Source organism: Vagococcus sp. (assembly GCF_036639995.1).
Classification (GTDB): domain Bacteria; phylum Bacillota; class Bacilli; order Lactobacillales; family Vagococcaceae; genus Vagococcus.
Genome location: NZ_JAVWHO010000010.1, coordinates 1 through 24,962 on the forward strand (window position 1 = coordinate 1; position 24,962 = coordinate 24,962).

Genomic DNA, 24,962 nt, shown 5'->3' on the forward strand with positions numbered 1-24,962 from the left:
AAAAATACATGATATAAATAATGTGTAAGGAGCATATAAATTCCATGAGTTGTACGAAGCATCTGTTTCTTTCAACACATTTTAAGGTTTATATGTCACTCAATTTAGTAAAGGATGTGGGAATTTGACTCTCCTTACTTGTGCCAAATAAGGTTGGCGAGTATCTTTGTTTAATCAATATATAAGCTATATTGTACCAATTTAACAGAGCAGTAAAGTACTCCAAAGTAAGCAGTATGTAACAAATGAACCATCTGTTTTAGAACAACGAATAAATTAAACATAAACTTTTTTGAAGTAACACGTTAAGCACATTTTGATTAGGATATAAATCGTTTCAGAGAAACACGTTTAAACACATATTGATTTAAGACTCAACCTTTTTAACGTAACAAGTTCAACTAACAAATAAGTTAAGCTTTATCCAATTCACTCTTGCTCGCTAACCTTATTTTTATTGAAACAAAAACCTTGAGAACTCTTCGTTGAGTTCTCAAGGTTTTCTTTTTATTTAGATGGCTTAAATCTCTTTAATCTTAAAGCATTTAATAAGACTGATACTGAACTGAAACTCATCGCAGCTCCTGCCACCATTGGGCTAAGTAGCGGTCCGCCAAAAGCATACAGGATTCCCATTGCTACAGGTATTCCTAATGTATTGTAGGCAAATGCCCAGAAAAGATTTTCCTTAATATTTTTAATGGTTGCATGAGATAACTCAATAGCCGTTGGAACATCCATTAAGTCACTACGCATTAACACAATATCAGCTGACTCCATTGCCACATCTGTCCCAGAACCTATCGCAATTCCGATGTCTGCTTGAGCAAGTGCTGGAGCATCGTTGATACCATCTCCAACCATTCCCACTTTTTTACCTTCTTGTTGCAATTTTTTAACTTCATTGGCTTTATCCTCAGGTAAAACTTCACTTAACACGCGGTCAATACCCACTTGTTTAGCAATAGCTTCGGCTGTTCTTTTGTTATCTCCTGTAATCATCGCTACTTCCACACCCATGCGGTGAAGTTTAGCAATCGCCTCAATACTGCTTTCTTTGATTGTATCAGCTACTGCGATGATACCTAGTAAATGTTCTTTATTAGCAACATACATTGGCGTTTTCCCATCCGAAGCAAGTGAATCTGAGTCTGATTCGATTGATGACAAGTCAATGTGTCTTTCCACCATTAACTTTTTATTACCTAATAAAAGTGTTTCATTATCAATCATCACCTCAATACCGTGACCAGGAATGGCTTCAAAATGAGTAACTTCTTTAAATGCTAAATTCAGACGTTCACCTTCTTGAATGATTGCTTCACCAAGAGGATGTTCAGATCCTTTTTCAGCAGAAGCTGCTAATTGAAGAAGGGTCGTTTTATCAATAAATTCTGTTGTAATAACATCTGTTACAACAGGTTTTCCTTCAGTAATTGTCCCTGTTTTATCAAATACAATTGTTTCAATTTTATGTGTTGTCTCAAGAGCGTCCCCGCCTTTAATCAAGACTCCATTTTCTGCTCCCTTTCCAGTCCCAACCATAATAGCAGTTGGTGTTGCTAAACCTAGCGCACATGGACAAGCAATTACTAACACTGAAATAGTAATTGTTAAAGCAAATATCCAAGATTCTTGACCTAAAAAGAACCAAACTAATCCTGAAAGAACAGCTAAAACAATAACTATTGGAACAAACACACCGGATACTTTATCTGCTAACTGAGCAATAGGTGCTTTTGATCCTTGGGCATCCTCTACTAATTTAATAATTTGAGAAAGAGTTGTATCTTTTCCGACTTTAGTTGCTTCAAATCTGAATGAACCATTTTTATTGATACTGGCACCGATCACTGTATCCCCTTGTTTTTTCTCAATTGGGATACTTTCACCTGTAATCATTGACTCATCAACAGCACTTGTCCCAGAAACTAAGACACCATCAACTGGAATTTTTTCACCAGGTTTTACAACAATAATATCCCCCAGCTCAACATCTTCTACTTGAATTTCAACTTCTTGGTCATCTCTAATAATGATTGCTGTTTTCGGTGCAAGACCCATTAGTTTTTTTATGGCCTCAGAAGTCTTTCCTTTTGATACAGCTTCAAAATATTTTCCTAGTGTAATTAAGGTTAAGATAACACCGGCTGTTTCGTAGTAAAGATTCATTGCAAAATGACTATCTCCAAGTAACACCATGATAGTGCCATATAAACTGTATAAAACAGCTGCACTCGTACCTAAAGCCACAAGAGAATCCATGTTTGGATGTCCTTTAAAAAGAGCTTTAAATCCTATCGTAAAAAATGATCTACCAACAATCAGTGTTGGTGTCACTAATAATACTTGTGTTAAAGCAAATCTAGCAGGATACATCATAGGATCGATCATACTTGGTATCGGTAAGCCTACCATCTCTCCCATAGCAATATAAAGAAGAGGAAGGGCAAACATACCTGACACCCAGAAACGTTTCCATAGGTTCTTAATTTGTTTTTCTTTTTTCTCTTTATCTAAATCTGCTTGATCTTCTTGAGATAGACTTTCCTTCGCTCCGTAACCAGCATCCTTTACAGCACTCATAATTTCCTGGCTACTAAGAATAGATGGATCAAAATCAACAGTCATTTTTTCAGTCGCTAAATTGACTGCGGCTGTTTTAACACCGTTAAGTTTGCCCACTACTTTCTCAATCGTTTGACTACATGAAGCACAAGTCATGCCATCAATATCATACTGCAGATGAGTTCCTTCTGTTACAACTTGATAACCGGCTTGATCTACCGCTGTTATAATATCTTCTTCTTTCAACTGTGTCTCGTCAAATGTAACACTTAGTTTTTCTGTTGCTAGATTGACACTAGCTTCTTTCATACCTGGTAGTTTACTTGTCACTTTTTCTACCGTTTGAGCACAAGAAGCACAGGTCATTCCTTCTACACTATATGTTTTTTGCTCACTCATTTATTCGTTCCTCCTTTTATTACATCTTTATTTACATTGGCATTGACCGGGAATACAGTTACAAGCTACCTCACTAGGAGCTGTTTTTTTCTTTTCTGCTAGTAACTTTTCCAAAATCTCAATGTCTGTAACACTTAACTCTTTTTCTTTTACAATGCCAATAACCATACCGCCTATTTTTTTACTACAGATTTTATCAAGTAACTCATTTCTCGCTTCTTTCACGGCATTTTCTTCAATAACCGAAGCTTGGTAAACAAATTGTTTGCCTTCTTTTCTTGTTTGTAAATAATTTTTCGTTACTAAACGTGATAACAGAGTTTTAACCGTTGATGGCTTCCACGCCATTTTAGAATCTAAAATATCAATAATTTCTGTACTGGTTGTTTCTTTTTTTGCCCAGACAACACGCATAATTTCCCATTCCGCATCAGTTATTGTTTCAACTTTTGTTTGTGTCATTTTTATTTCCTCCTCTTGATTAGGTGATTCATTTAATTTTTCATTTAGTTGATTTGATAAAACTATCATACCTCTTAAGTTTACAATTGTCAATTGTTGTACCTTAAAAAAAGACTAACTTTAAAAGTTAATCTTCTTTCACCGTCATCGGTACTCGAACAATCACTGTAGTACCTTCACCTACATCACTCGTTAACTTGACTGTTCCACCTAATATTTCTGTATAGTGTTGAACTATTGATAAACCTAAACCAGAGCCACCAGTATTACGTTGTCTTGATTGACTAACACGGTAGAATCTTTCAAAAATTCGTTTTTGGTCTTCCTCAGAAATACCAATTCCCGTGTCCTCTACCGTTAAAATAATTTCTTCATCCAACTCTTTTAAGTAAATAAAAATAGCATCCTCTTCTTTTGTATACTCAATGGCGTTTTCTAATAGATTTTTGACAATTAACTGAAACGCATTCCCTGGAAGAGATACTTTAGTTCGAACAGAGCTATCAAAGGTAATATTTAACTGCTTTTCTTTTATTTTATACTGGTAACGCTCAAGCTCTTCTTCAACAACAAGAACTGGGTCGTTATCTACTGTATCTAGTAAGTAAATGTCTTTTTCAGTTTTTAGTAACATCATAATATTTTGAATTAACGCTAACAATCTCTTACCTTCTGTTTCGATAATTTCAAGAAATTGCTCAGATGCTTCTGGGTCGTCTTTCGCACCTGCTAACAAGGTTTCAGCAAAACCTATGATTGAGGTCGTAGGTGTTTTTAACTCATGAGAGATATTACTAATAAAATCCTCATGAACTTTCTCTACTTGTTTAACCTCTGTTACGTCATAAATAATTCCTACGTATTCCATTGAACTAGAATCCAAAATGCGGATAATCACATTTAAATCATGATTTTTAGGCGATTTAATTTGAATATCTCCTTGTACCTGACTTTTACTTCTGACAGCTTCTTTGATTAAAGCGTTCATTTTAGTGTGATTGAACCAGGTCTCATAATTCATTTTCTTTCTTTGATTGGAAAATAGTTTTTCCGTTACTTGATTTGCTAGCACTAAATCTAGCTCATCATTTAAAATGAAAATCCCGATATCCAAATTTTCAAAAAGAAAAGCTAGTTTTTTCTCATTTTGCAACTGCTTATAATAAAGCAAATTGGCTTCATCCATTAAATCATACACAGTCTGATACAACTCCTGCCATTCACTTGGCGCATCTACAACAGTTTGTTTTTTATCTGGATTTTTTATGGCGTCTTTTAAAATTGGAAGAATAAACTGAATCGGTTTTTTACTTTGTTTTAATATGTAAAAATACATGGATAAAATAATCATGCCAGTCAAAAGTAAAACAAAGAAAACATTACGCTGAAATTGTTTTAAATGACTGGTAATTCCTGTATATTCTTCTGATAATCGCAAGATACCTACAAGCTTGCCTTCGTAGTAAATTCCTTTTGCGACGTATATCATTTTTTCCCCAACAGTTTGACTATCTCGAATCGCTGACCCTTCTGTTTGGCCATTTTCAAGAATATCTCTTACCTCTGGGCGTTTTTCTCTTGTTCCTTTTGCTAGTGACTGATGAGTCGAGTCATACTGAATCATTCCTGTTTGGTCAAGAATAGTTAGTCGTTCAGATTCAAGGATACTTTTATCTAACTTTTTCTCGTCAATGATTAGCTTGTCCTCATCAAGTAAATAAGGCGTCAAGACATCAATCTCAGCGGCTAATTTTTCCTTTTGCTGGTTTAACACTTCTGTCTTAAAAAAAGAGGTGGTATATAAACCACCTCCTACTAATAGGCCAATAACTAAGACAATAATAATTTTAGGGGTTAATTCTTTGGTTTTTCTTTTCATTCTTCTGACTCCTGGAACTTGTAACCAAACCCTCTGACCGTTTTAATGTATTTTGGTTTTTTAGGGTCATCTTCGATTTTTTCTCGTAAATGACTGACATGAATATCCACTGTTCGTGACAGATGATACATGTCATCTTGCCAAATAGAGGTCATCAATTCGTCTCGGCTAATAATGCGGTTGATTCTCTCCATAAAATAAATTAACAGCTCAAATTCTTTTTTAGTGAAGTTTAACTCTTCACCATTTTTAGTCACTCGATAATCTTTGGGATAAGCCATCAAATCTCCAATAATAATCGCATTTTCAGAGGTAGATGTTGGAATTTTGTCATCCTGTAAGTCTAAACGCCTTTCAACAGCACGAATACGTGCAATAAGCTCTCTTGGACTAAATGGTTTCGTCAGATAATCATCTGCACCTATTTCTAAGCCGATAATTTTATCCACTGTTTCATCTTTTGCTGTTAACATTAAAATCGGGGTATTGATTTTTTCTTTACGTAATTTTTTTGTCACATCAAAGCCATTAACTTTAGGCAACATTAAATCTAAGATGATGAAATTATACACATTTGAGGAAGCTAAACGAATCGCTTCTTCTCCGTCATGACACACATCAACATCAAAATTTTCTTTTTCTAGATTATATTTTAAAAGGGTTGTAATAGATGGTTCATCATCCACAACTAATATTCGTTTCATTAAAAAGCACGTCCTCCCATAGCTCTACTAATCAGTTTTACTATACCATAGAACGAACATGCTTTCTAAACGAATGCTTGTTATTTAACGTTTCCTTTTAAATCTCGTTCAACTTTCATATCTGAAATAGCAATGTAGCCTAATTCTTTAATCACATTTTTTTGTACGTCATCTGTTTTCATATAATCAACAAAGGCTAATACTTCTTTTTTAGCGTCTTTTTGAGTGTACATATGCTCATACGCCCAAATTTTCCAAGAATTATCTGCCACATTTTCATCCTTAGGTTCAACCCCATCAATAGCTAACCCTTGAATCGTGTCATCAATATAAGAAAAGGCTAAGTAGCTAATTGCTCCTGGAGTTTCTGCTACAATTTTTCTAACTGTTCCTGATGAATCTTGTTCTTGTCCTTTAGCAGGTTCTTCTCCATCAAGTCCCCACTGCTCAAATGTTGCCCGTGTTCCACTTCCAGCTGCTCGGTTAATAATCTCAATCTTTTGATCTTTTCCGCCAACATCTTTCCAGTTTGTTACCTTACCAGTAAAAATATCTTTTAGCTGAGCTTTAGTAATATCTTTAACGCCTGCTTCTTTGTTGATAACTGGGGCAACACCAACAACTGCAATTTGATGATCCACAATTTTAGCTGCATCGATGCCATCTTTTTCTTCTGCATATACATCTGAGTTACCAATATCAACTGCGCCAGAGGACACTTGGGTTAACCCTGTTCCACTTCCGCCACCTTGAACGGTAATTGTATAGTTAGGATTATCCGTCATATAAATTTCAGAAACTTTTTCCACAAGTGGTTGTAAAGCGGTTGAGCCGACTGCTGTTATTTCTACTTTTTCTGTTGAACCTTTGCTTTTACTTTTATCTGTTGATTCTTTCGTTGTTTCTCCGCCACCACATGCTGCTAAAGTAAATAAAATTCCGATTGTTGATAATGATAATAATATTTTTTTCATGGTTGTCTTAACTCCTTTAGTTTTTGATTACGAAGCTAGTGTAACAACCCAATGTAAAATCTATTCCCTCTTCTTTGTAAAACTTTGGTAAAGTAACAAATTTGTTTTTCTTTTACAAAAATACCTTATTTTTGTATAATAGTGATAAATCAGCTATTCCAAAAACGAATAGCCAAAGGAGCTATAAACTCATGGAAATAAACGATTTGAAAATTTTTTACGAAGTTGCGCGATACGAATCTACAGCCGAAACAAGCAGAAACTTAAAAATTGGCCAATCAACCATTAGCAAACGTATTTCTGTGTTAGAAAAAGAGTTAAATGTCACCTTATTTAAACGAACTAATAGAGGAATGACTTTAACCAAAGAAGGAGATATTTTAAAAAAACATGCTGAAACTATTTTAGTTCAACTACTGTTAATGGAAAAGGAATTACATGTGAGCCAACAATGATAACAAACAAAAAGGATCCAAACTCATTATTTGAGTTTAGATCCTTTTTTTAGCCAGCTTTTGTTTGTAATTCTGGTTGTCCATCACCAACAACAGCTTCTTGTGTGATGACGACTTTTTCTACGTCTTCACGTGTTGGGATTTCGTACATGATGTTCATCATCACATGTTCAATGATTGAACGTAACCCACGAGCACCTGTATCACGCTCAATAGCTTGAGCTGCAATTGCATTTAACGCTCCAGGTGTGAAGTCCAATGACACATCATCTAGAGATAACAATTTTTTGTATTGTTTTGTTAAGGCATTTTTTGGTTCTGTTAAGATACGTACTAAGTCAGCTTCAGTTAATTTTTCTAAAGAAGCCATTACTGGTAATCGGCCAATAAACTCAGGAATCAAACCAAATTTAAGTAAATCTTCTGGAATGATTTGTGACATAATACTTTGTTCTTCGTCACGTTTTTTATTATTAGAGCCAAAACCAATAACTTTTTCACCTAAACGTTCTTTAACGATTGTTTCGATACCATCAAAGGCACCACCAACAATAAATAAAATCTCAGTAGTATCAATTTGAATTAATTCTTGTTGTGGGTGCTTACGTCCTCCTTGAGGTGGAACACTTGCCACTGTGCCTTCTAAAATTTTAAGCAAGGCTTGTTGTACCCCTTCACCAGAAACATCACGAGTAATTGAAACATTTTCGCTTTTTCTTGCAATTTTATCAATCTCATCGATGTAGATAATTCCTCTTTGGGCTTTTTCAACGTTATAATCTGCTGCTTGTAGTAATTTAAGTAGAATGTTTTCTACGTCTTCTCCTACATAACCTGCTTCAGTTAAACTTGTCGCATCCGCAATAGCAAATGGCACGTTTAATGTTCTTGCTAAGGTTTGCGCTAAGAATGTTTTACCTGAACCAGTTGGGCCGATTAAACAAATATTACTTTTTTGAAGTTCTACTTCATCATTGATCTCTTCGTCTTCTTCTTGAAGAGTCATTTGTTGAACACGTTTATAGTGGTTATAAACTGCCACAGCCAAGACTTTTTTCGCTCTTTCTTGACCAATAACATATTCATTTAAAATTTCTAAAATTTCTTGTGGTTTTAATACGTTAATCAAATCTGATGCCATCTCATCTTGAATTTCTTCATCAATGATTTCTTTACATAAATCTATACATTCATTACATATATACACACCAGGACCTGCGACTAATTTTTTTACTTCATCTTGCGATTTTCCACAAAAAGAACAACGAACTTCATTATTCTCATCTGTATTATCGTACATGTGCTTCCCTCCTGTTGAACAAAGGCTTATTACTCAGCCCTACTTACCATCTATCCCGTATATTCTAACACAATACATTCATTGATGCACTCAAAAGGCAGTGGTTCCTAAAACGAACATAAGAAATCTTTGTTTTTGTTTATTATCTCTTTAGAATAAAAGAAGCTGGGAGTTAGTCCCAGCCTCATTCGTTAATATCTAAATATCGTTAAAATTATGCTTCTTTAGCAGTTGAAGTAATAACATCAACAGCACGTTTCATTTTAATGTCATGAGCTAACATGTCATTGTTTAACGCACCACGGACAGCTTTTTCATCCATTCCGTATTGTTCTGCTAAATCTTTAATTTCAGCATCGATATCTTCGTCTGATACTTCGTATTTTTCAGCAGCAACAATTGCTTCAATCACTAAGTTAGTTTTAGTTCTTGTTTCAGCTTCGCCTTCAAATTGTTCATGTAAGTCTTGTTCAGTTGTACCAGTCATTTGGTAGTATAATTCTGGTGAAATACCTTGTTGTTGCATATTTCCTAAGAATTCATTCATACCGCGGTGAACTTCGTCATGAACCATTACATGTGGTAATTCAACGATTTCAGCGTTTTCTACTGCTTGAGCAATAGCTGCTTCTTCAACAGCATTTTTAGCTGCTTCTTCTTTAGCTGCAGTTAAGTCAGCTTTGATTTTTTCTTTTAATTCTGCTAATGTTTCAACTTCATCATCAACGTCTTTAGCAAATTCATCATCTAATTCTGGTAATTCTTTTGCTTTTACTTCGTGTACTTTAACTTTGAATACCGCTTCTTGACCAGCTAAGTCTTCTGCTTGATATTCTTCAGGGAAAGTTACTGTTACGTCTAATTCGTCATTAGCTTTTGTTCCAACTAATTGGTCTTCAAAGCCTGGAATGAATGAATTTGAACCTAATTCTAATGAATAGTTTTCGCCTTTTCCGCCTTCAAAAGCATCATCGCCTTTGAATCCTTCAAAGTCAATAACAACAGTGTCGCCATTTACAGCAGCTTCGTCTTCTTTAATAACTAATTCAGCTTGGCTAGCTTGTTTTTGTTTTAAGTTTTCTTCAACATCCGCATCTGTTACTTCACGGTCTTGTTTTTCAACTGTTAAGTTTTTGTATTCACCTAATTTAACTTCAGGTTTTACAGTAACTTCAGCAGTGATTACCCATGCTTGACCTTTTTCCATGCTAACAACATCGATGTTTGGTTGAGAAACTGGTTCTAAACCTGCTTCATCAATTGCAGCACTATAAAGTTCTGGTAATACGTGATTTAAAGCATCTTCATACAATGCTTCTTCACCGTACATTTTGTTAAATACTTGACGTGATACTTTTCCTTTACGGAATCCTGGCACGCTAATATTTTTTTTCACTTTGTTAAATGCAGCTTTTAAGCCTTCTTCAATTTTATCTTCTGAAACTTCGAATGTTAAAATCCCATCGTTAGTTCCCTTTTTTTCCCATTTTGCAGACATAATCTGTACCTCCAAATTATCTAATATTCTTATTTTTACTTCCTTACATACCTTACAATCTTACACTAAAGGTCAATAATTGTAAACATTTTTCCTTCGATTGTTTACTGAAATATCCCTAAATTAGCGACTTCTTTTTCTAGACGTTTTTGATAGACATAAATGTCTTCTAACGTTTTGCTACCTTCCTCTATTGCATCTATTCTGGCATAAGGTTGCATGTAACTTTTCACCCAGTCTTCCGTTGGTGTCATGACCTCGTTATTAAACGGGTATAAATAACCTATATGAAGCTTTATTAACTGCATCATTTCTTTTTTTAAACTTGGATTATTTTCTGTATAAAAATGACTTACCTTTTGAAGTACCACACTTTCCTGACAACTTTGCTGTAAGCTTAAATAGTCACTAGGAATAAATGTCTTGATCTGTTTTTCCCACGTCAGAACAGAAAGTGGTGTCGTAATTTTTAGTTGAACCAATTGATTAACTAAGTCATTTCGAAATAAAACAGATAGCTCTTCACTTACTAATAATGGTTTAGTAAGAGTCACAAACACCTCTTTTGGAAAATACTTCATTAATCCTAATGTTTTCTTTTGTTCCCAAAAAGGAATGTTGGGTAGTTGATTAAATTGTTCTTTCATCTCTTCAAAAGCTGTTTCATTAATAACAAGCTGATAATTTTTGGCAACCTCATACTTTTTTAACCAAATATCCTTCACTTCGATAGATGGTAATAAGAAAAATTTTTCGATTTCTAAAAAAAACTGTTTCTTAATTAACAATTCGAAGTAAGTATCTTGGTAATCACGATTCAGTAAATAAGCTCCTTTATACTCCGACATTCTTTGAAACGCTTTGTCGTAATCTTCAAGAGCCATTAAAGACCTAGTCAAAAAAACATTAGCCAACAGGTCATCTTTTAGCTCATACGCTTTTTCAAAATGATCCATTGCCACCTCATAGGCACCTTTTTCATACTCTTGTTTACCAATCGACATATATCGCTCAAACATTTCAGGCATCTCAAGCATCTTTTTTCCTCCTGACTCAGTATAAAAAAAAGAGGGCGGACAAAATTGTCTCACTCTCTTTTTTTGAATTAGCGAACTTTCTGACTAATCACACGACATATCACCTTTTACTAATAAACTTACGCTTTTCATAAAAAATATATTAGTGCTTTCTATCTTAGTTTGCTCTTTTGAATTCTAGTCTTGTAACAGTTCAAAGATTTCTAATGCAACTAAATCAATATCATCAAATTGATAGACCTGTTGAGTACTAGATTCTGTTAGTTCGAACATTTCATTGCTGCTGTCAAATGTTACGATGCATCGCTCTTGTCCTTCACGTTCAAAACGGCGAACTTGAACTTCACTATCTTCAGCCTCGACCATTGCACTCAATCTCTTAAGGATTGCAGTTAGTTGAGAATTTTTCATAGAGCAAGCCTCCTTCAAATTTCTACTGTCTTATTGTAACAGAAAGCTACCTAACATGCATTTAAAATATCACTTTTTTTTAGGAAAATAGAAAAAAATTAATTATTCCACCATAGTTTAATCAATGCTTGGGTGCCATCATTTTCAAAACCTTTATCTATCAAGCTTTCATAAAGATCTCTTGCCTTTTGTGTTGCCGGTAAATCAATACCCATTTTTTCAGCTTCTGTTAAAGCAATATTTAAGTCTTTAACAAAATGCTTCACAAAAAAGCCAGGCGTATAATCTTGTTTTAAAATACGCGGTGCATAGTTAGTTAATGACCAGTTAGCAGCACTTCCTCCGCCCACTGTATCTAAAACTTTTTCCACATCTAAATTAGCGGCTTTAGCATACACTAATAATTCTGTCATACCTGTCATTGTGCCAGCAATCATGATTTGATTAGCCATTTTTGTGTGTTGTCCACTACCAGGTGCTCCTTGGAAATTCACTTTTCCACTAAACACATTTAATATTTCTTCCACTTGGTTAAACGTATCTTGATCACCACCAACCATCGTAGTTAGTGTGCCGTTTTTAGCGCCCAAATCCCCACCAGATACTGGGGCATCTAAACTTGATGCTCCTAAACTTGACGCTGTTTCAGCAATTTTCCCGGCAAGAGAAGGGGTACTAGTTGTCATATCAATTAAGATTTTTCCAGCTACATCCGCTTTAAAAACCCCTTCTTCTCCGTAATAAATACCTTCCACATCTGTTGGAAAACCGACCATGCTAAAGATAATATCACTTGCTTCAGTTACTTTTTGAGGAGTCTCTTGCCACGTTGCCCCTAATTTAACTAAATCATCTGTTTTACTTTTTGTGCGATTATAAACAGTTACTTCATACTTTGCATTTAACAAGTGTATCACAACGGATGCTCCCATAACACCTGTACCGATAAAACCAATTTTTTTCATTCGCTTCACCTCTTCATTTGATACTTCAATTATAGACAAGCCTGAACAAATAATAAAGGATTAAAACAAATTAGCATCTACGCTCTTGTTTTAATCCTTTTAATTTTATTTAATGGCACTGGTTTTACAACTAATGCTAGTAAACCTAAAATAATGCCCATATAATACGTAACAATTCGCCATAAAAAAATAGCTAAGACAAGTTTCCCTTTAACAAAAATAAAGGTACCAAACAATAAGGTAAAACTATACTCTGCCCCTCCTGTTCCACCAGGAATCGGAAAAAGAGAGATAATCATCACGATAAAGGCATGAAAAACAATCACCTTAAAGACATTCACATCAGGTGTATTTAAAGCTAGTAGTACAAAATACGGCACCACATAATACATTAACAGTTGAAGAATGGTTAAAATACTTGTTTTGATGATTAATCTGGATTGATTTTTCATGTAACGACTTTGTTCATAGAATGTTTCCATTTTATCAAGAATTGGTTGCTGAAATTTAGCTAATCGTTTTCCTAGTTTAAAATGAGCTAAAAAGAAAAACGTGCCATTAACAATATTTTGCGTTAGTTTGTGCCAAAACATAACCATCAATAAGCAAAACACCACAATGAAATGAATGCTAAAGCCAATTAAAATAAGATAGGATAAATTTTGTAAACTATCAGATACCCATTTGAACCCAAAAATAATACAAAAAATAAAATTAAAAACAATCCATACTTGATACACAATAAACTTCATTAACGAAACAGATGCCGCCACACCATAGTCTACACCTGATTTACCCATAGTCACAATTTGAGCTGGTTGACCTCCTGTTGAAAAGGGCGTAATCGCATTAAAAAGATGCTCGATTAAAGGGATTCGGTAGGCATTTTTATACGTATATTCTGGATTACTTCGCTTTAAAAAAAGTTGGGTAATTCTTGCCTCAATACCCCAATGAAGTAACATACAAAATACAGCAACAATCAGCCATAACCACTGAATCGAGATAAGTTCTGTGTATATTTCATTTAGGCTAACTTTTCTAAGTTCATTCCAGATGACAATAAACCCAAGTAAAAAGGCAATCCCTAAATAAATACTATTTTTTCTATTCATCGACTACCTCTTATCTATTTTTTAAAAATACGAAGAGAACTTAGACCGTCATCATCTGTTGTCTCCTCATCTTCTTGATGGATTTGATAATATAAAATCGATTCGTGGTAAAACGTTTCTACTCTTTCACCAAACGCCGTACTTGAAATTTCGTACAGTTTGCGTTTAATTAATGCTTCGTTCGTTTCATATGACCCTGCAACATAGTCAATTAGCGCTTCAGCAAAATCTTCGTTTTCTTTATAGGTTACACCTAAACTCAAGTCATCAAACAAAGGATCTAAATAATCATTCCCCTTAGCAACCACTCGTGTGTTAGCCGCCATGGCTTCTGTATACGTTAAACCTTGCGTTTCTGAATCAGATGCGCTCACGAAAATATCTGCAGCCTGATAAAAAGGCGAAATATCCTCATTAGGAATCTCTCCTGCAAACGTCACATGCTCTAATATTCCTAGTTCTGTTGCTTGTTTTTCTAACTCTTTTTTATAAGGTCCATCTCCTACAACAAGTAAACGAACATGGGGCAATGCTTTTATAACTTCTGGCATGCCATTAAGAATTGTTTGGATATTTTTTTCATAGGAAATACGACTAATCGAAAGTAAAAACAATTGATCATCAGTTATATCATAACGATCCTTGACCTCTTGCTTTCTCTCACTAGAAACAGGTTTAAATTTAGATACATCAATCCCTGTAGGTATAATGTATTTAGGTGCACTTATATGATACTCTTCCAGTTTATCAACTACACGTTGACTCGGACAGATAATCCCTGATAAATGAGCCGTATACATTTTTGATAACTGCTTAACATGAACAGGTCGAATCAATTTTCCGTTAGCAATATAATGAAGGTAATCCTCATACATCGTGTGATACGTATGAACACAGGGAATCTCCATCGCTTTTGCCACGTGTTTTCCAAGTAATCCTAGACCAAACTCTGTATGGGTATGAATAATGTCTAACTCTAAATCTTTTGCTACATAATACGCGTACAGCATCCCCCGAACAACTACTCGTCTTTCTTTAAAAGAAATAAAGGGAATACTTGGCATTCGAATAATTCTTTCTTCGACTTCTCTTACATTTGGGTCAGTTGTTGTGAAAATAAACACCTCATGCCCTCTTGCTTCAAGCTCTTGTTTTAATGTCCGAATAGACGTTGAAACACCACTGACTTGTGGAAAATAGGTATCTGTAAAAAAACCAATTTTCACAACACTCACCTCCTCTTATTTTTTAATACTTTGACTGTAATAATCAAACCAAATCTTAGCAACATTTTCCTCTGAATAGAAAACAGCCGCTTTTTGTGATTTTTCTTTATATTTAATTAACTTATCCTTGTCAGAAAAAATGCTATCAAGTGCTTCTTGCATTTCTTTAATATCTCTTGTTTTTATATAATCATCTTCAATAATGGCATGATATAAATCTAAATCTCTTAACATCACAGGTGTTCCTGTGTTAAAGGCTTCCAAAATACACATTGGAAATAATTCATTAAATGAAGGCAACAAGAAAACATCTGCAATATTATAATATTTCGCAAGCTCTGATCGAGAAATAATACCTGTAAATCTTAGATTTTTAGGTGGGTTGTCATACACTTTTTTATAACGATCATAACCATCAGTAATTTTTCCAAAAGAAAAACCACCCGCCCAAACAAATTGAATGTTTGGATTGTCATTAGCTAACTGAATAAAATCATCTAACCCTTTACGCTGTTGAATTTGACCCGCTCCTAAAACGATTAAATCAGAAACATTAAAGCCAAATTGTTGGCGCGCCTCTTTCTTTTCTTCTGCTGTTTCCTCAAAGAAAATCTCATTTGAGACAAAATTAGGAATATAAGTCACTTTTTCTGTCTTTATTCCGGCTTTTGCAAGTTTAGGAATAAACGAAGGATTAACCACTACCAACTGATCCATCCGCTTGTAAAAAGAAATAAGATAAGCATCAAATATTTTTTGAAAAGGCGAAAAAATATCGATACTTCCTTCTAATGTTTCAGGTAAAAAATGAACATAACCAATTCTTAAACCTCTTCTTTTTTTGAAAAAAGTAGAGATATAAAAAGTGGGGTCCACAGTATGATAGTGAGAAATATCTGATTTTGTAAATTTATTTATTTTTATGTCAAATTGAGTAGAAAAATGCTTGTTTAACATCTTGACCAACTCATTATATGCGCTTCCGACACCCTGACCTTTTATTTTGTCAGCGGAAGAGAACATATTGATTTTCAGCAATTCTTTCACTCCTTGTGTACACTATACTGAAAAAAAGATGCTAACACATCCTACTATAGCCCGAGTTTTTCCTTTCATTATATCACACTTGTAAAAATGGAAAAAAGGAAACCATCAATCATTCTACCATGTTTTACATAAAATAAAAAATAAAAAAAGAGGTGATCAATATTAATTGATCAACCTCTTTAGATAAACAAATTATTCAGCAGTGTATTCATTAACTAAAGCCACAACATCTTCTGCAGTATCGCATTCAGTAATTGCTTTGTTAGCTAATTCTGCCATCTTAGTTGAATCTAAACGTTTCATTAAGCTTCTAGTACGTAAAATACTAGTTGCACTCATAGAGAACTCATCTAGACCTAAACCAACTAATAATGGAACAGCTGTTTGATCTCCAGCCATCTCACCACACATACCAGCCCATTTACCTTCAGCATGAGCTGAATCAATTACGTTTTTAATTAAACGTAAGATTGCAGGGTTATAAGGTTGGTACAAGTAAGACACGCGTTCATTCATACGGTCTGCTGCCATTGTGTATTGGATCAAATCATTTGTTCCAATACTGAAGAAGTCCACTTCTTTAGCAAATCTATCAGCAATAACTGCTGCAGCTGGAATTTCAATCATGATACCAACTTGGATATCATCAGAAACGTCAACACCATCAGCTACTAATTTAGCTTTTTCTTCTAATAACATTGCTTTAGCATCACGGAATTCTTGTAATGTCGCAATCATTGGGAACATAATACGTAAGTTACCGAAAGTTGAGGCACGTAAAAGCGCACGCAACTGTGTACGGAACATATCGTCTTCTGCCAAACAAATACGGATAGCACGGTAACCTAAGAATGGGTTCATTTCTTCAGGGAACTTCAAGTATGGTAACTCTTTGTCTCCACCGATATCCATGGTACGAACCACAACTGGTTTACCTTCCATACCTTCTAAAACAGCTTTGTAAGCTTCAAACTGATCATCTTCACTAGGGAAATCTGGTGAATCCATGTATAGAAATTCTGTACGGTATAACCCTACAGCTTCTCCACCATGACCATTTACACCCTCTAAATCTTTAGGTGTTCCAATATTTCCAGCTAATTCAAAATGTTTGCCATCAGCAGTAACTGTTTTAGCATTTTTTAATTTATCCCATTCAGCTTTAAGTTCAGTAAAGGCTTTAGCCTTCGCTTCAAAATCAGCAATTTGTTCAGCTGTTGGGTTAACAATCACATCACCTGAACTACCATCTACAGCGATAATATCGCCTTCAACTACCATTCCAGTAATTTCTTTTGTACCCACAACTGCAGGGATTTCTAAAGAACGCGCCATGATAGCTGAGTGAGATGTACGTCCACCAATGTTTGTGACAAAGGCACGGACAAAGTTACGATCTAACTGAGCAGTATCACTTGGTGTTAAATCTTCAGCAATGATGATAACTTCTTCATCAATCATTGATAAATCTGGTAATTTAACGCCTACTAAGTGACTCATGATTCGTTTTGTTACATCTTTAATATCTGCTGCACGTTCTTGCATATATGGATTATCCACCATGCCTTCAAACATGCCAATGAACATATCTGTTACGTCTTTCAATGCTGATTCTGCGTTGACTTGGTTATCTTTAATATTACCTTCAATCGCTCCAACTAATTCTGGATCTGAAAGTACCATTAAGTGAGCATCAAATACTTGTGCTTCTTCTTCACCTAAGCTTTTAACTGCTTTATCACGAATAGCTTGCAACTCAACAGTTGATTGTTTAAGTGCATCAGAAAGACGAGCAACTTCTTGATCGACATTATCGATTGTTGTTTTTTCAAAAGACAAGTCTGGCTCAACTAAAAGATAAGCTTTTGCAACCGCAATACCATCACTAACGGCAATACCTTTTAATTGTTTAGTCATTATTCAGATAAACCTTCTTTTTTCATTGTTTCTTCGATTGCTGCGATTGCGTCTGCTTCGTCAGCACCTTCAGCTGAGATAGTAACGTCAGCACCTTGACCAACACCTAGAGACATAACGCCCATGATTGATTTTAAGTTAACTGATTTTCCTTTGTATTCTAAATTAATATCTGAACTGAATTTACTTGCAGTTTGCACCAATAATGTTGCCGGACGAGCGTGAATACCTGTGTCTGCTACTACATGAAAATCTTTTTTTTCCATAATTAATCATTCTCCTTTATAAATACGAATGTGATTTTTCGGGCTAAAAACTAAAAAGTAATTCTTTTAAAATAATAACCCTTTCAATGATAAAGAATACCATGTTTTAAGACCTGTGACAACTTATTTCCTTTAAATTATTCAAGCCTTCTGAAACATTCAACTTTCTTTTCATTCCTCTTTTCTATAAATGACTTTACCACCCAAACTTGCTTCTCCGACGATTTTACCTTTGTTTGGATGCTTTAACCAGACTTCTCGGAATTGAAAAAAGTCAGGCTTTTCGACAATTATCTCGCTGATTTCTCCATTCAATAACGCCTCAATCTTTGCCTCAAAAGTAGTTTCCATCAAACATTCACCTCTTTATCCATCGATACCTTTATTTTATCACTATATAGATACTTGATGCTATAAAAAACTAACTAATTAAAAGTCAGTTCAAATTCTTGATAAGATCTCCATACTTGATATATAATATATCTAAAGGTCAAACAAGGTCAAAACCTTAGTTTGATTTATATTTAACAAGGAGTGTGATTAAATGCTTTGTCAAAACTGTCAAACAAATGACGCAACTATTCACTTATATACAAATGTCCAAGGTCAAAAGAAACAAGTTGATCTTTGCCAACAATGTTACCGACAAATTAAACAACAAGAAGACTTAGCTCATCGTGAACGTATGATGCAAGATCCTTACGGTTTTGGCTCACTTAACGATTTATTCCGCCAATTATCCGAACAAAATAGAAACCAACAGGCTCAACCAAATACACCACCTACTCAAGCTGGAAGAATGAGCCCTCCTAATCCTCCAACTCAAAATGTGGGCTCTATCTTACAAGAGTTTGGTGAAAATTTAACGCAAGAAGCTCGTGATGGTAACATCGATCCGGTCATTGGCCGTGACGCTGAAATTACAAGAGTCATCGAAATATTAAATCGCAGAACTAAAAATAATCCTGTTCTAATCGGGGAACCTGGTGTTGGTAAAACAGCAGTTGTCGAAGGATTGGCTTTAAAAATTGTCGAAGGAGCTGTCCCGCAAAAACTACTTGAAAAAGAAGTGATTCGCTTAGATGTTGCTTCTTTAGTACAAGGAACAGGCATACGCGGCCAATTCGAAGAAAGAATGCAAAATCTGATTAACGAATTGAAGAATAATGATCAAATCATTCTCTTTATTGATGAAGTTCATGAAATAGTAGGTGCAGGAAATGCCGGCGATGGCAATATGGATGCTGGAAATATTTTAAAACCAGCTCTTGCTCGTGGGGAACTTCAAATGGTTGGTGCGACAACACTAAATGAGTACCGCATCATTGAAAAAGATGCTGCACTTGAGCGTCGGATGCAACCTGTTCGTGTAGATGAGCCTTCAGAAGAAGAAACCATTACTATTTTAAAAGGAATTCAGAAACGGTACCAAGACTTTCATCGTGTAACATATACAGATGAAGCGATTATTGGTGCAGTGAAACTTTCAAGTCGCTTCATCCAAGACAGACAATTGCCTGATAAAGCCATTGACTTACTTGATGAAACAGGCTCAAAGAAAAACTTAACCATTCAAGCACTTGATCCAAAGGTCATTGAGCAACGCTTAGTAGAAGCTGAAAAACAAAAACAATTTGCTTCTCAAGAAGAAGACTTTGAAAAAGCAGCTTATTACCGTGATCAAGTCGCAAAGCTGACTAAATTAAAAGAGACTCAAATTGCTGATGAAGACATGCCAACCGTCACTATTGAAGACATGGAACAAGTCGTTGAAGCAAAAACTGGTATTCCTGTTGGTGAGCTGAAAGAAAAAGAGCAAACACAAATGAAAAACTTAGATGTGGATATTAAGAAACACGTCATCGGTCAAGACGAAGCCGTTGATAAAGTATCCCGTGCGATTCGTCGTAACCGAATTGGATTAAATAAAAAAAATCGTCCTATTGGCTCTTTCCTTTTTGTTGGACCAACAGGTGTTGGTAAAACTGAACTAGCTAAACAATTAGCCTTTGAATTATTTGGCGATAAAGAATCAATGATTCGCTTTGATATGAGTGAGTACATGGAAAAACACAGTGTCGCAAAACTTATTGGTTCCCCGCCAGGTTATGTAGGATATGATGAAGCTGGTCAATTAACAGAAAGGGTTCGAAGAAATCCATACAGCTTAATTCTTCTTGATGAAATTGAAAAAGCTCATCCAGATGTTTTACATATGTTCTTACAAATACTAGATGATGGTCGTCTTACAGATGCTAAAGGTCGAACTGTTAGCTTTAAAGATACTCTCATCATTATGACAAGTAATGCTGGTACAGGTGCTGTTGAAGCAAGCGTTGGCTTTGGCGCAACTAAAGATGGAACAGCACAGTCTGTATTAGGCCAACTAAACGACTTCTTTAAACCTGAATTTTTAAATCGATTTGATGGAATTGTGGAATTCAAAGCTTTATCAAAAGAAAACCTTTTATCTATCGTTTCATTAATGTTAGATGATGTTAATGAGCTTTTAACAGACCAAGACATTCGAATTGAAACAAGTGAGGAAGTTAAAGAAAAATTAGTTGATCTTGGCTATGATCCAAAAATGGGTGCTCGCCCTCTTCGCCGTGTTATTCAAGAACAGATTGAAGACGGGATTGCTGACTTCTATTTAGATCATCCAACTACTAAACAGTTACAAGCAATTCTTGAAAACGACAAGATTGTTGTAACTGCCCACGAAGAAGTTAAATAACTATTAAAAGCAACATTCTATACTAACCAATGACATTCCATAGGTTAGTTAGAAGTTGCTTTTTTTTGATTTTAATAACATTTATTTTTGTTCAAAACTTTCAATAGAAAAGCGCTTTACCATCCTTTTTTATTTTTTATTTATGTTATAATTAACTTGTGGATCGAGATAGGTTTTAATAATAGTTAGAGGTGAGGAAGATGAAATTAATTGATGTAACAAACAGTTATGCAGTATTAGTTTCAAAGCAATTAGAAAACACAGACGCAAACTTAGTAAAAGTGTATTCACTAGGGAAAACTCTAGTTGTACACAGTGTGGCTGACAAACACGTCGAGGTAGTTATTGTCAACAAAGCCCGCGAAGTCAAAGACTTTGAAGTAGACTTTGTATTACAAGAAATATTAAGTACAGGTATCGAAGCTGAAAACTTAGATATCATACGAGCTAAGGGTGTTGTCGAAATTTCAATGCTCCTACCTAAAAAGAAGAAAAACGATGATGAAGAAGAAGAGTAATTCAAAATGGCTTAATCAAAACTAAAACCTTCTACATTTGCTAGTGTTAGCAGTGTAGAAGGTTTTTTCGTTAATATATTTATCTCTATAAAATTTCGTTATAAAAATTATCCATAGCAGCTTGATTGTATTCATGATAATCAAAGTTGGCGAACTTTCCATCGAATTTATACGCTCGTTTCAAGCCATTATAAATATCTTCAACCTCAGTTCCTTCTGTTAACAAACCATACTTTTCATCTTTTCCAACAACATTAATATTTGCAGGAATGTTAGAAGCTAGTATCTTCATACCGATTGTTAGAGACTCTAGCAGTACCATCGGCTGACCTTCATAAAACGAAGGCAATACAAAATAATCTGTTAACTTCATAAATTCAAATGGATTAGTAATATGGCCAAGTAGCATTACTTTTCCTTCTAATTTAAGCTCACGCACTAAGTTAACTAAATTAGCTTGTAGAGGGCCTTTTCCTAAAATATACAAACGACTATTCGGAACTTCCTCATTAAACATCTTAAAAGCTTCAATCAAACGATCTTGGTTTTTCTCAGGTGATAAACGGCCCATATTAACAAAATTAATAAAAGAAGCATCAAATTTTGGTATTTTTTGCATGGCTAAATCTACCTTGGGTAAAATACTTAGCCCATATTCCTCATTTTCATCATGAACTAAATGATTAAATTCATTTTCATCAATCATCTCAACCATTGCTTGATTGATATAACCAACAAAACTACCATCTTCCAAAGTTAAACGGCAATGAACTTGGTCAGAGAAAGTTGTTAATTGATTAACTTTAAATGCTGTTTCATAGTAATCATCAGGAACAGGAAACTCAAAAGCATCAATTAAAATACCTGGATCTCGCCAAATAGAAGCTTTTTGGTCTTTTCTAAGTTTAGCAAATAATTCAAGGTTGTTCTCTACTTTCTCACTATAAACAACTGGTTTCAACTCTTCCATTTGCTTCATTTTCTTTCTATAACGAAGGTGAAGTAATTGCAATGGATCAACTCTATGAACTCGCATTAAGGGCTTTGGAGACATCCAGCCAATTTGTTTACCATTGTAGTGAACTAAATAATAAATACCATTTTCCGTATAAGCTGCTTTAGTCACTTCTAAGTAACGTCCTTTGAAATGCCTTGCATAAGCCACAATCTGATCAGTTTCAGAATTTGAGCGTAACTCTTTCCATATTGGAAAATGAAGAGCTTTAGTTACCGTTCCATAAAGATGTTTGTTTTCAATTTTCTCAACAATAAACGGACGTGGAATGAAATAATCAGTTGCAATCCAACCTTCATACATACCAGCAACCGTTACTTTACTATATCTAACTTCTTCTACCCAACACGTTGCATGTTGAACCACACTCGATTCTTTAGTCAACATCACTTCTGAAAACACACCATTAATAATGGCATCCACATTTTTAAAGCTTTTAACTCGGCTTGTTTCTTTCACTAATTTCAACGAATTAAAAATGGATATCTTAATTGCTTCTTCTTTTGTTTCTTCAATATTTTTAGAATTTAAAATTTGATCAATGTTAATCGAGTTATAAACATAAGACATTTGATCCTTTGTTACAAATTCTTTTAAATTCTCGAAGTTAACATCCATTGTCATCGGTGACACGCTCAGAAGTTTATCAAACTTATAGTAAATAGAAAACAGACCATGTAAATCAGTTTTCATTGGTGTTTTTCCATTAATTTCTCGCATAGAATCAGACATTAAATCATTATGCATAAAGGCAACATATTTTTTTGAATTTGTCGCTAAAATATGTCTACCCCAAAAATAACTATACCCACTAAAATCAATAGCCACATCAAAAGACAAATTTCCCATCACTCGGTTCATTTCCCTACGATAACCTTTTTCAGGATAGAGATTTCTTTCCTCTTTTGACACACCAAATGCCATAAATTTTTTATCAATATCTCTTTCTTCTTTTGTTAAAATATTGACACCAAATCTAAATAAGACTCGTGCATTAGGATTTAGAGCTCTCAAATTCTTGTTAATTTCAGCATTTCTAGTAGAATTCGTTATTATTGTAACCTCATATAAATCATAATCAATATTATTGACTAAATTAAGTAAACTAGAGGTAATTCCATTATTTTTCATACCGCCAGGGTAAATAACTAATTTTTTCTTATCACTATTAACATTATAAAGAACTAACTCATCTGATTGTTTCTTCTCAAAAATATACTCAATATATTTTTTTGTTACTTGGCCGTTATCATAAGGTGTCATTCTTTCAGCTAAACGCTGATATTTATCCTGATATTTTATAGAAGATTCATTAACGTTTTCTATCAATCCAATTAATTCATCTAAATTCTCTGCTGTAGGACCTGGTAAATCACCATCTGGTAAGTACATACCTCGATTTTCTTGATATAAGTCTTTATCCCAAGAGTAGAAAATAATTGGTTTTTTTGTCACTAAGAAATCAAAAAAGATACTTGAATAATCTGTTACCAAAACATCAACCAATGATAAAACTTCGTTAGCATCAACCAAATCAGAAACAAGATATGGTGCTACTCTTTCATTTTCATTCATCTTCGAAAAAATAAAGGGATGCACTTTTACCAGCACATTATAACGAGTTGAAAATTTTTCAACGAGTGTTAATGTTTCATTAATAATTTGCTCAATGTCATCTTCAGCTTTATTCACCGATTTTCCTTTCCAAGTTGGAGAGAAAAGTAAAACAGGTAATTCTTTATTAATAAATACACCATGAGATTCAATTTTTCTTTGAACCTCTTCTTTATCTGAAGTCAGTGTAAAATCAATTCTTGGATAACCACCCTCGACAATTTGACCAGCATAAATTCCTTTTAGTTTATAACTATTAATAAAGATATCCGAAGTATGTTTGTTAGGAGATAAAATATAATCTGTCATTAAAAAATTACGTAAGACATTTTGAGAATGATTAACAGCACCTGGAATATCAAATCCCATATATTTTAATGGTGTTCCGTGCCAAGTATTAATATAAATTTGACCTTCTCTTTTAACAAAAAAAGATTCAAACGTTGAATTCGTAATTAAATACTTGGCTTCAAGCATCGCGTCAACATACTGTAATGTTCCTCGAGTAATGAAGGTCACTTTATCCCGTAAATCTTTTGGGATACTATTTTCTATATGTTCAACATTTTCATTGACTACCCATAAATGTTTATAAGATTGATACTTTTCATTTCTTGCTAACTCTAAAAACATCGCATAAGGTGAGTCAACAATTGACTTACCATCACGAGTTTCATATAGAATTAATGAATCATCAATTGCTTTAGAATCGTAATTTGCAGCATAATGAAGCCTCATTTTTTGATGCATACTTGGAAATAATTGATTTTTAATTTTTTTGTATCTTTTTTTCACTTCATTTATTGCCATTATTATAATAATCCTTTCAACATTAGTAATTCTTTTTGGTTATTT

General features: G+C 34.3%; 20 protein-coding genes. 3 read left to right on the forward strand and 17 right to left on the reverse strand.

The window, feature by feature from the left end; genetic code table 11:
• Positions 1-507: 507 nt before the first annotated feature.
• The 5 genes from RR554_RS04620 to RR554_RS04640 form a co-directional block, all read right to left on the reverse strand.
• The gene (locus RR554_RS04620) at positions 508-2,967 is read right to left on the reverse strand and encodes a heavy metal translocating P-type ATPase (RefSeq protein ID WP_332462891.1); all 2,460 of its coding nucleotides are present in this window, start codon (positions 2,965-2,967) and stop codon (positions 508-510) included.
• Positions 2,968-2,994: 27 nt separating this feature from the next.
• On the reverse strand, positions 2,995-3,429 hold the full coding sequence (locus RR554_RS04625) for a CopY/TcrY family copper transport repressor (RefSeq protein ID WP_332462892.1): 435 nt from the start codon (positions 3,427-3,429) through the stop codon (positions 2,995-2,997).
• Between the two features lie 127 nt (positions 3,430-3,556).
• Positions 3,557-5,308 (reverse strand): sensor histidine kinase, encoded by a 1,752-nt coding sequence (locus RR554_RS04630; RefSeq protein ID WP_332467514.1) that lies wholly within the window; start codon positions 5,306-5,308, stop codon positions 3,557-3,559.
• The gene (locus tag RR554_RS04635) at positions 5,305-6,012 is read right to left on the reverse strand and encodes a response regulator transcription factor (protein WP_332467515.1); all 708 of its coding nucleotides are present in this window, start codon (positions 6,010-6,012) and stop codon (positions 5,305-5,307) included. Before RR554_RS04635 ends, RR554_RS04630 begins: the two co-directional genes overlap by 4 nt.
• A gap of 80 nt (positions 6,013-6,092) precedes the next feature.
• The gene (locus RR554_RS04640) at positions 6,093-6,986 is read right to left on the reverse strand and encodes a phosphate ABC transporter substrate-binding protein PstS family protein (RefSeq protein WP_332462895.1); all 894 of its coding nucleotides are present in this window, start codon (positions 6,984-6,986) and stop codon (positions 6,093-6,095) included.
• A gap of 191 nt (positions 6,987-7,177) precedes the next feature.
• On the opposite strand from RR554_RS04640, the gene RR554_RS04645 reads away from it, so the two are divergent.
• The gene (locus tag RR554_RS04645; RefSeq protein WP_332462896.1) at positions 7,178-7,441 is read left to right on the forward strand and encodes a LysR family transcriptional regulator; all 264 of its coding nucleotides are present in this window, start codon (positions 7,178-7,180) and stop codon (positions 7,439-7,441) included.
• A 49-nt stretch (positions 7,442-7,490) separates the two neighbouring features.
• On the opposite strand, the gene clpX is transcribed toward RR554_RS04645, so the two are convergent.
• From clpX to RR554_RS04700, 11 genes are all read right to left on the reverse strand, one after another.
• On the reverse strand, positions 7,491-8,741 hold the full coding sequence (clpX, locus tag RR554_RS04650; protein WP_332462897.1) for an ATP-dependent Clp protease ATP-binding subunit ClpX: 1,251 nt from the start codon (positions 8,739-8,741) through the stop codon (positions 7,491-7,493).
• A gap of 214 nt (positions 8,742-8,955) precedes the next feature.
• On the reverse strand, positions 8,956-10,239 hold the full coding sequence (tig, locus tag RR554_RS04655) for a trigger factor (protein ID WP_332462898.1): 1,284 nt from the start codon (positions 10,237-10,239) through the stop codon (positions 8,956-8,958).
• Positions 10,240-10,343: 104 nt separating this feature from the next.
• Entirely contained in the window at positions 10,344-11,276 is a 933-nt protein-coding gene (locus tag RR554_RS04660) for a hypothetical protein (protein ID WP_332467516.1), read from the reverse strand.
• Positions 11,277-11,453: 177 nt separating this feature from the next.
• Entirely contained in the window at positions 11,454-11,687 is a 234-nt protein-coding gene (locus tag RR554_RS04665) for a YkuJ family protein (protein WP_332462900.1), read from the reverse strand.
• 98 nt (positions 11,688-11,785) lie between these two features.
• On the reverse strand, positions 11,786-12,652 hold the full coding sequence (locus tag RR554_RS04670) for an NAD(P)-dependent oxidoreductase (protein WP_332467517.1): 867 nt from the start codon (positions 12,650-12,652) through the stop codon (positions 11,786-11,788).
• Between the two features lie 77 nt (positions 12,653-12,729).
• Positions 12,730-13,767: a lysylphosphatidylglycerol synthase transmembrane domain-containing protein gene (locus tag RR554_RS04675; protein ID WP_332467518.1), complete on the reverse strand. Its 1,038-nt coding sequence runs from the start codon at positions 13,765-13,767 to the stop codon at positions 12,730-12,732.
• Between the two features lie 14 nt (positions 13,768-13,781).
• Positions 13,782-14,993 carry a glycosyltransferase family 4 protein gene (locus RR554_RS04680; protein WP_332462903.1) on the reverse strand — a complete coding sequence of 404 codons (1,212 nt, stop codon included), beginning with the start codon at positions 14,991-14,993 and terminating at the stop codon, positions 13,782-13,784.
• Between the two features lie 15 nt (positions 14,994-15,008).
• Positions 15,009-16,031 carry a glycosyltransferase family 4 protein gene (locus RR554_RS04685; protein ID WP_332462904.1) on the reverse strand — a complete coding sequence of 341 codons (1,023 nt, stop codon included), beginning with the start codon at positions 16,029-16,031 and terminating at the stop codon, positions 15,009-15,011.
• 201 nt (positions 16,032-16,232) lie between these two features.
• A complete protein-coding gene (gene ptsP, locus RR554_RS04690) occupies positions 16,233-17,957 on the reverse strand; it encodes a phosphoenolpyruvate--protein phosphotransferase (protein ID WP_332462905.1) in 1,725 nt (574 codons plus the stop codon).
• On the reverse strand, positions 17,957-18,223 hold the full coding sequence (locus RR554_RS04695) for a phosphocarrier protein HPr (protein WP_332462906.1): 267 nt from the start codon (positions 18,221-18,223) through the stop codon (positions 17,957-17,959). The genes ptsP and RR554_RS04695 overlap by 1 nt, the downstream gene beginning before the upstream one ends.
• A 171-nt stretch (positions 18,224-18,394) precedes the next feature.
• Positions 18,395-18,577, reverse strand: a complete 183-nt coding sequence (locus RR554_RS04700; RefSeq protein WP_443081216.1) for a hypothetical protein — start codon at positions 18,575-18,577, stop codon at positions 18,395-18,397.
• A gap of 190 nt (positions 18,578-18,767) precedes the next feature.
• Between RR554_RS04700 and RR554_RS04705 the strand changes: the two genes are divergently transcribed.
• Both RR554_RS04705 and RR554_RS04710 read left to right on the forward strand, forming a co-directional pair.
• On the forward strand, positions 18,768-20,960 hold the full coding sequence (locus RR554_RS04705) for an ATP-dependent Clp protease ATP-binding subunit (protein ID WP_332467519.1): 2,193 nt from the start codon (positions 18,768-18,770) through the stop codon (positions 20,958-20,960).
• A 200-nt stretch (positions 20,961-21,160) separates the two neighbouring features.
• Entirely contained in the window at positions 21,161-21,478 is a 318-nt protein-coding gene (locus tag RR554_RS04710) for a DUF1827 family protein (RefSeq protein WP_332462908.1), read from the forward strand.
• A gap of 85 nt (positions 21,479-21,563) precedes the next feature.
• Here the strand turns inward: RR554_RS04710 and RR554_RS04715 are convergent, their stop codons facing one another.
• Positions 21,564-24,917 (reverse strand): CDP-glycerol glycerophosphotransferase family protein, encoded by a 3,354-nt coding sequence (locus RR554_RS04715; protein ID WP_332467520.1) that lies wholly within the window; start codon positions 24,915-24,917, stop codon positions 21,564-21,566.
• Positions 24,918-24,962 lie beyond the last annotated feature (45 nt).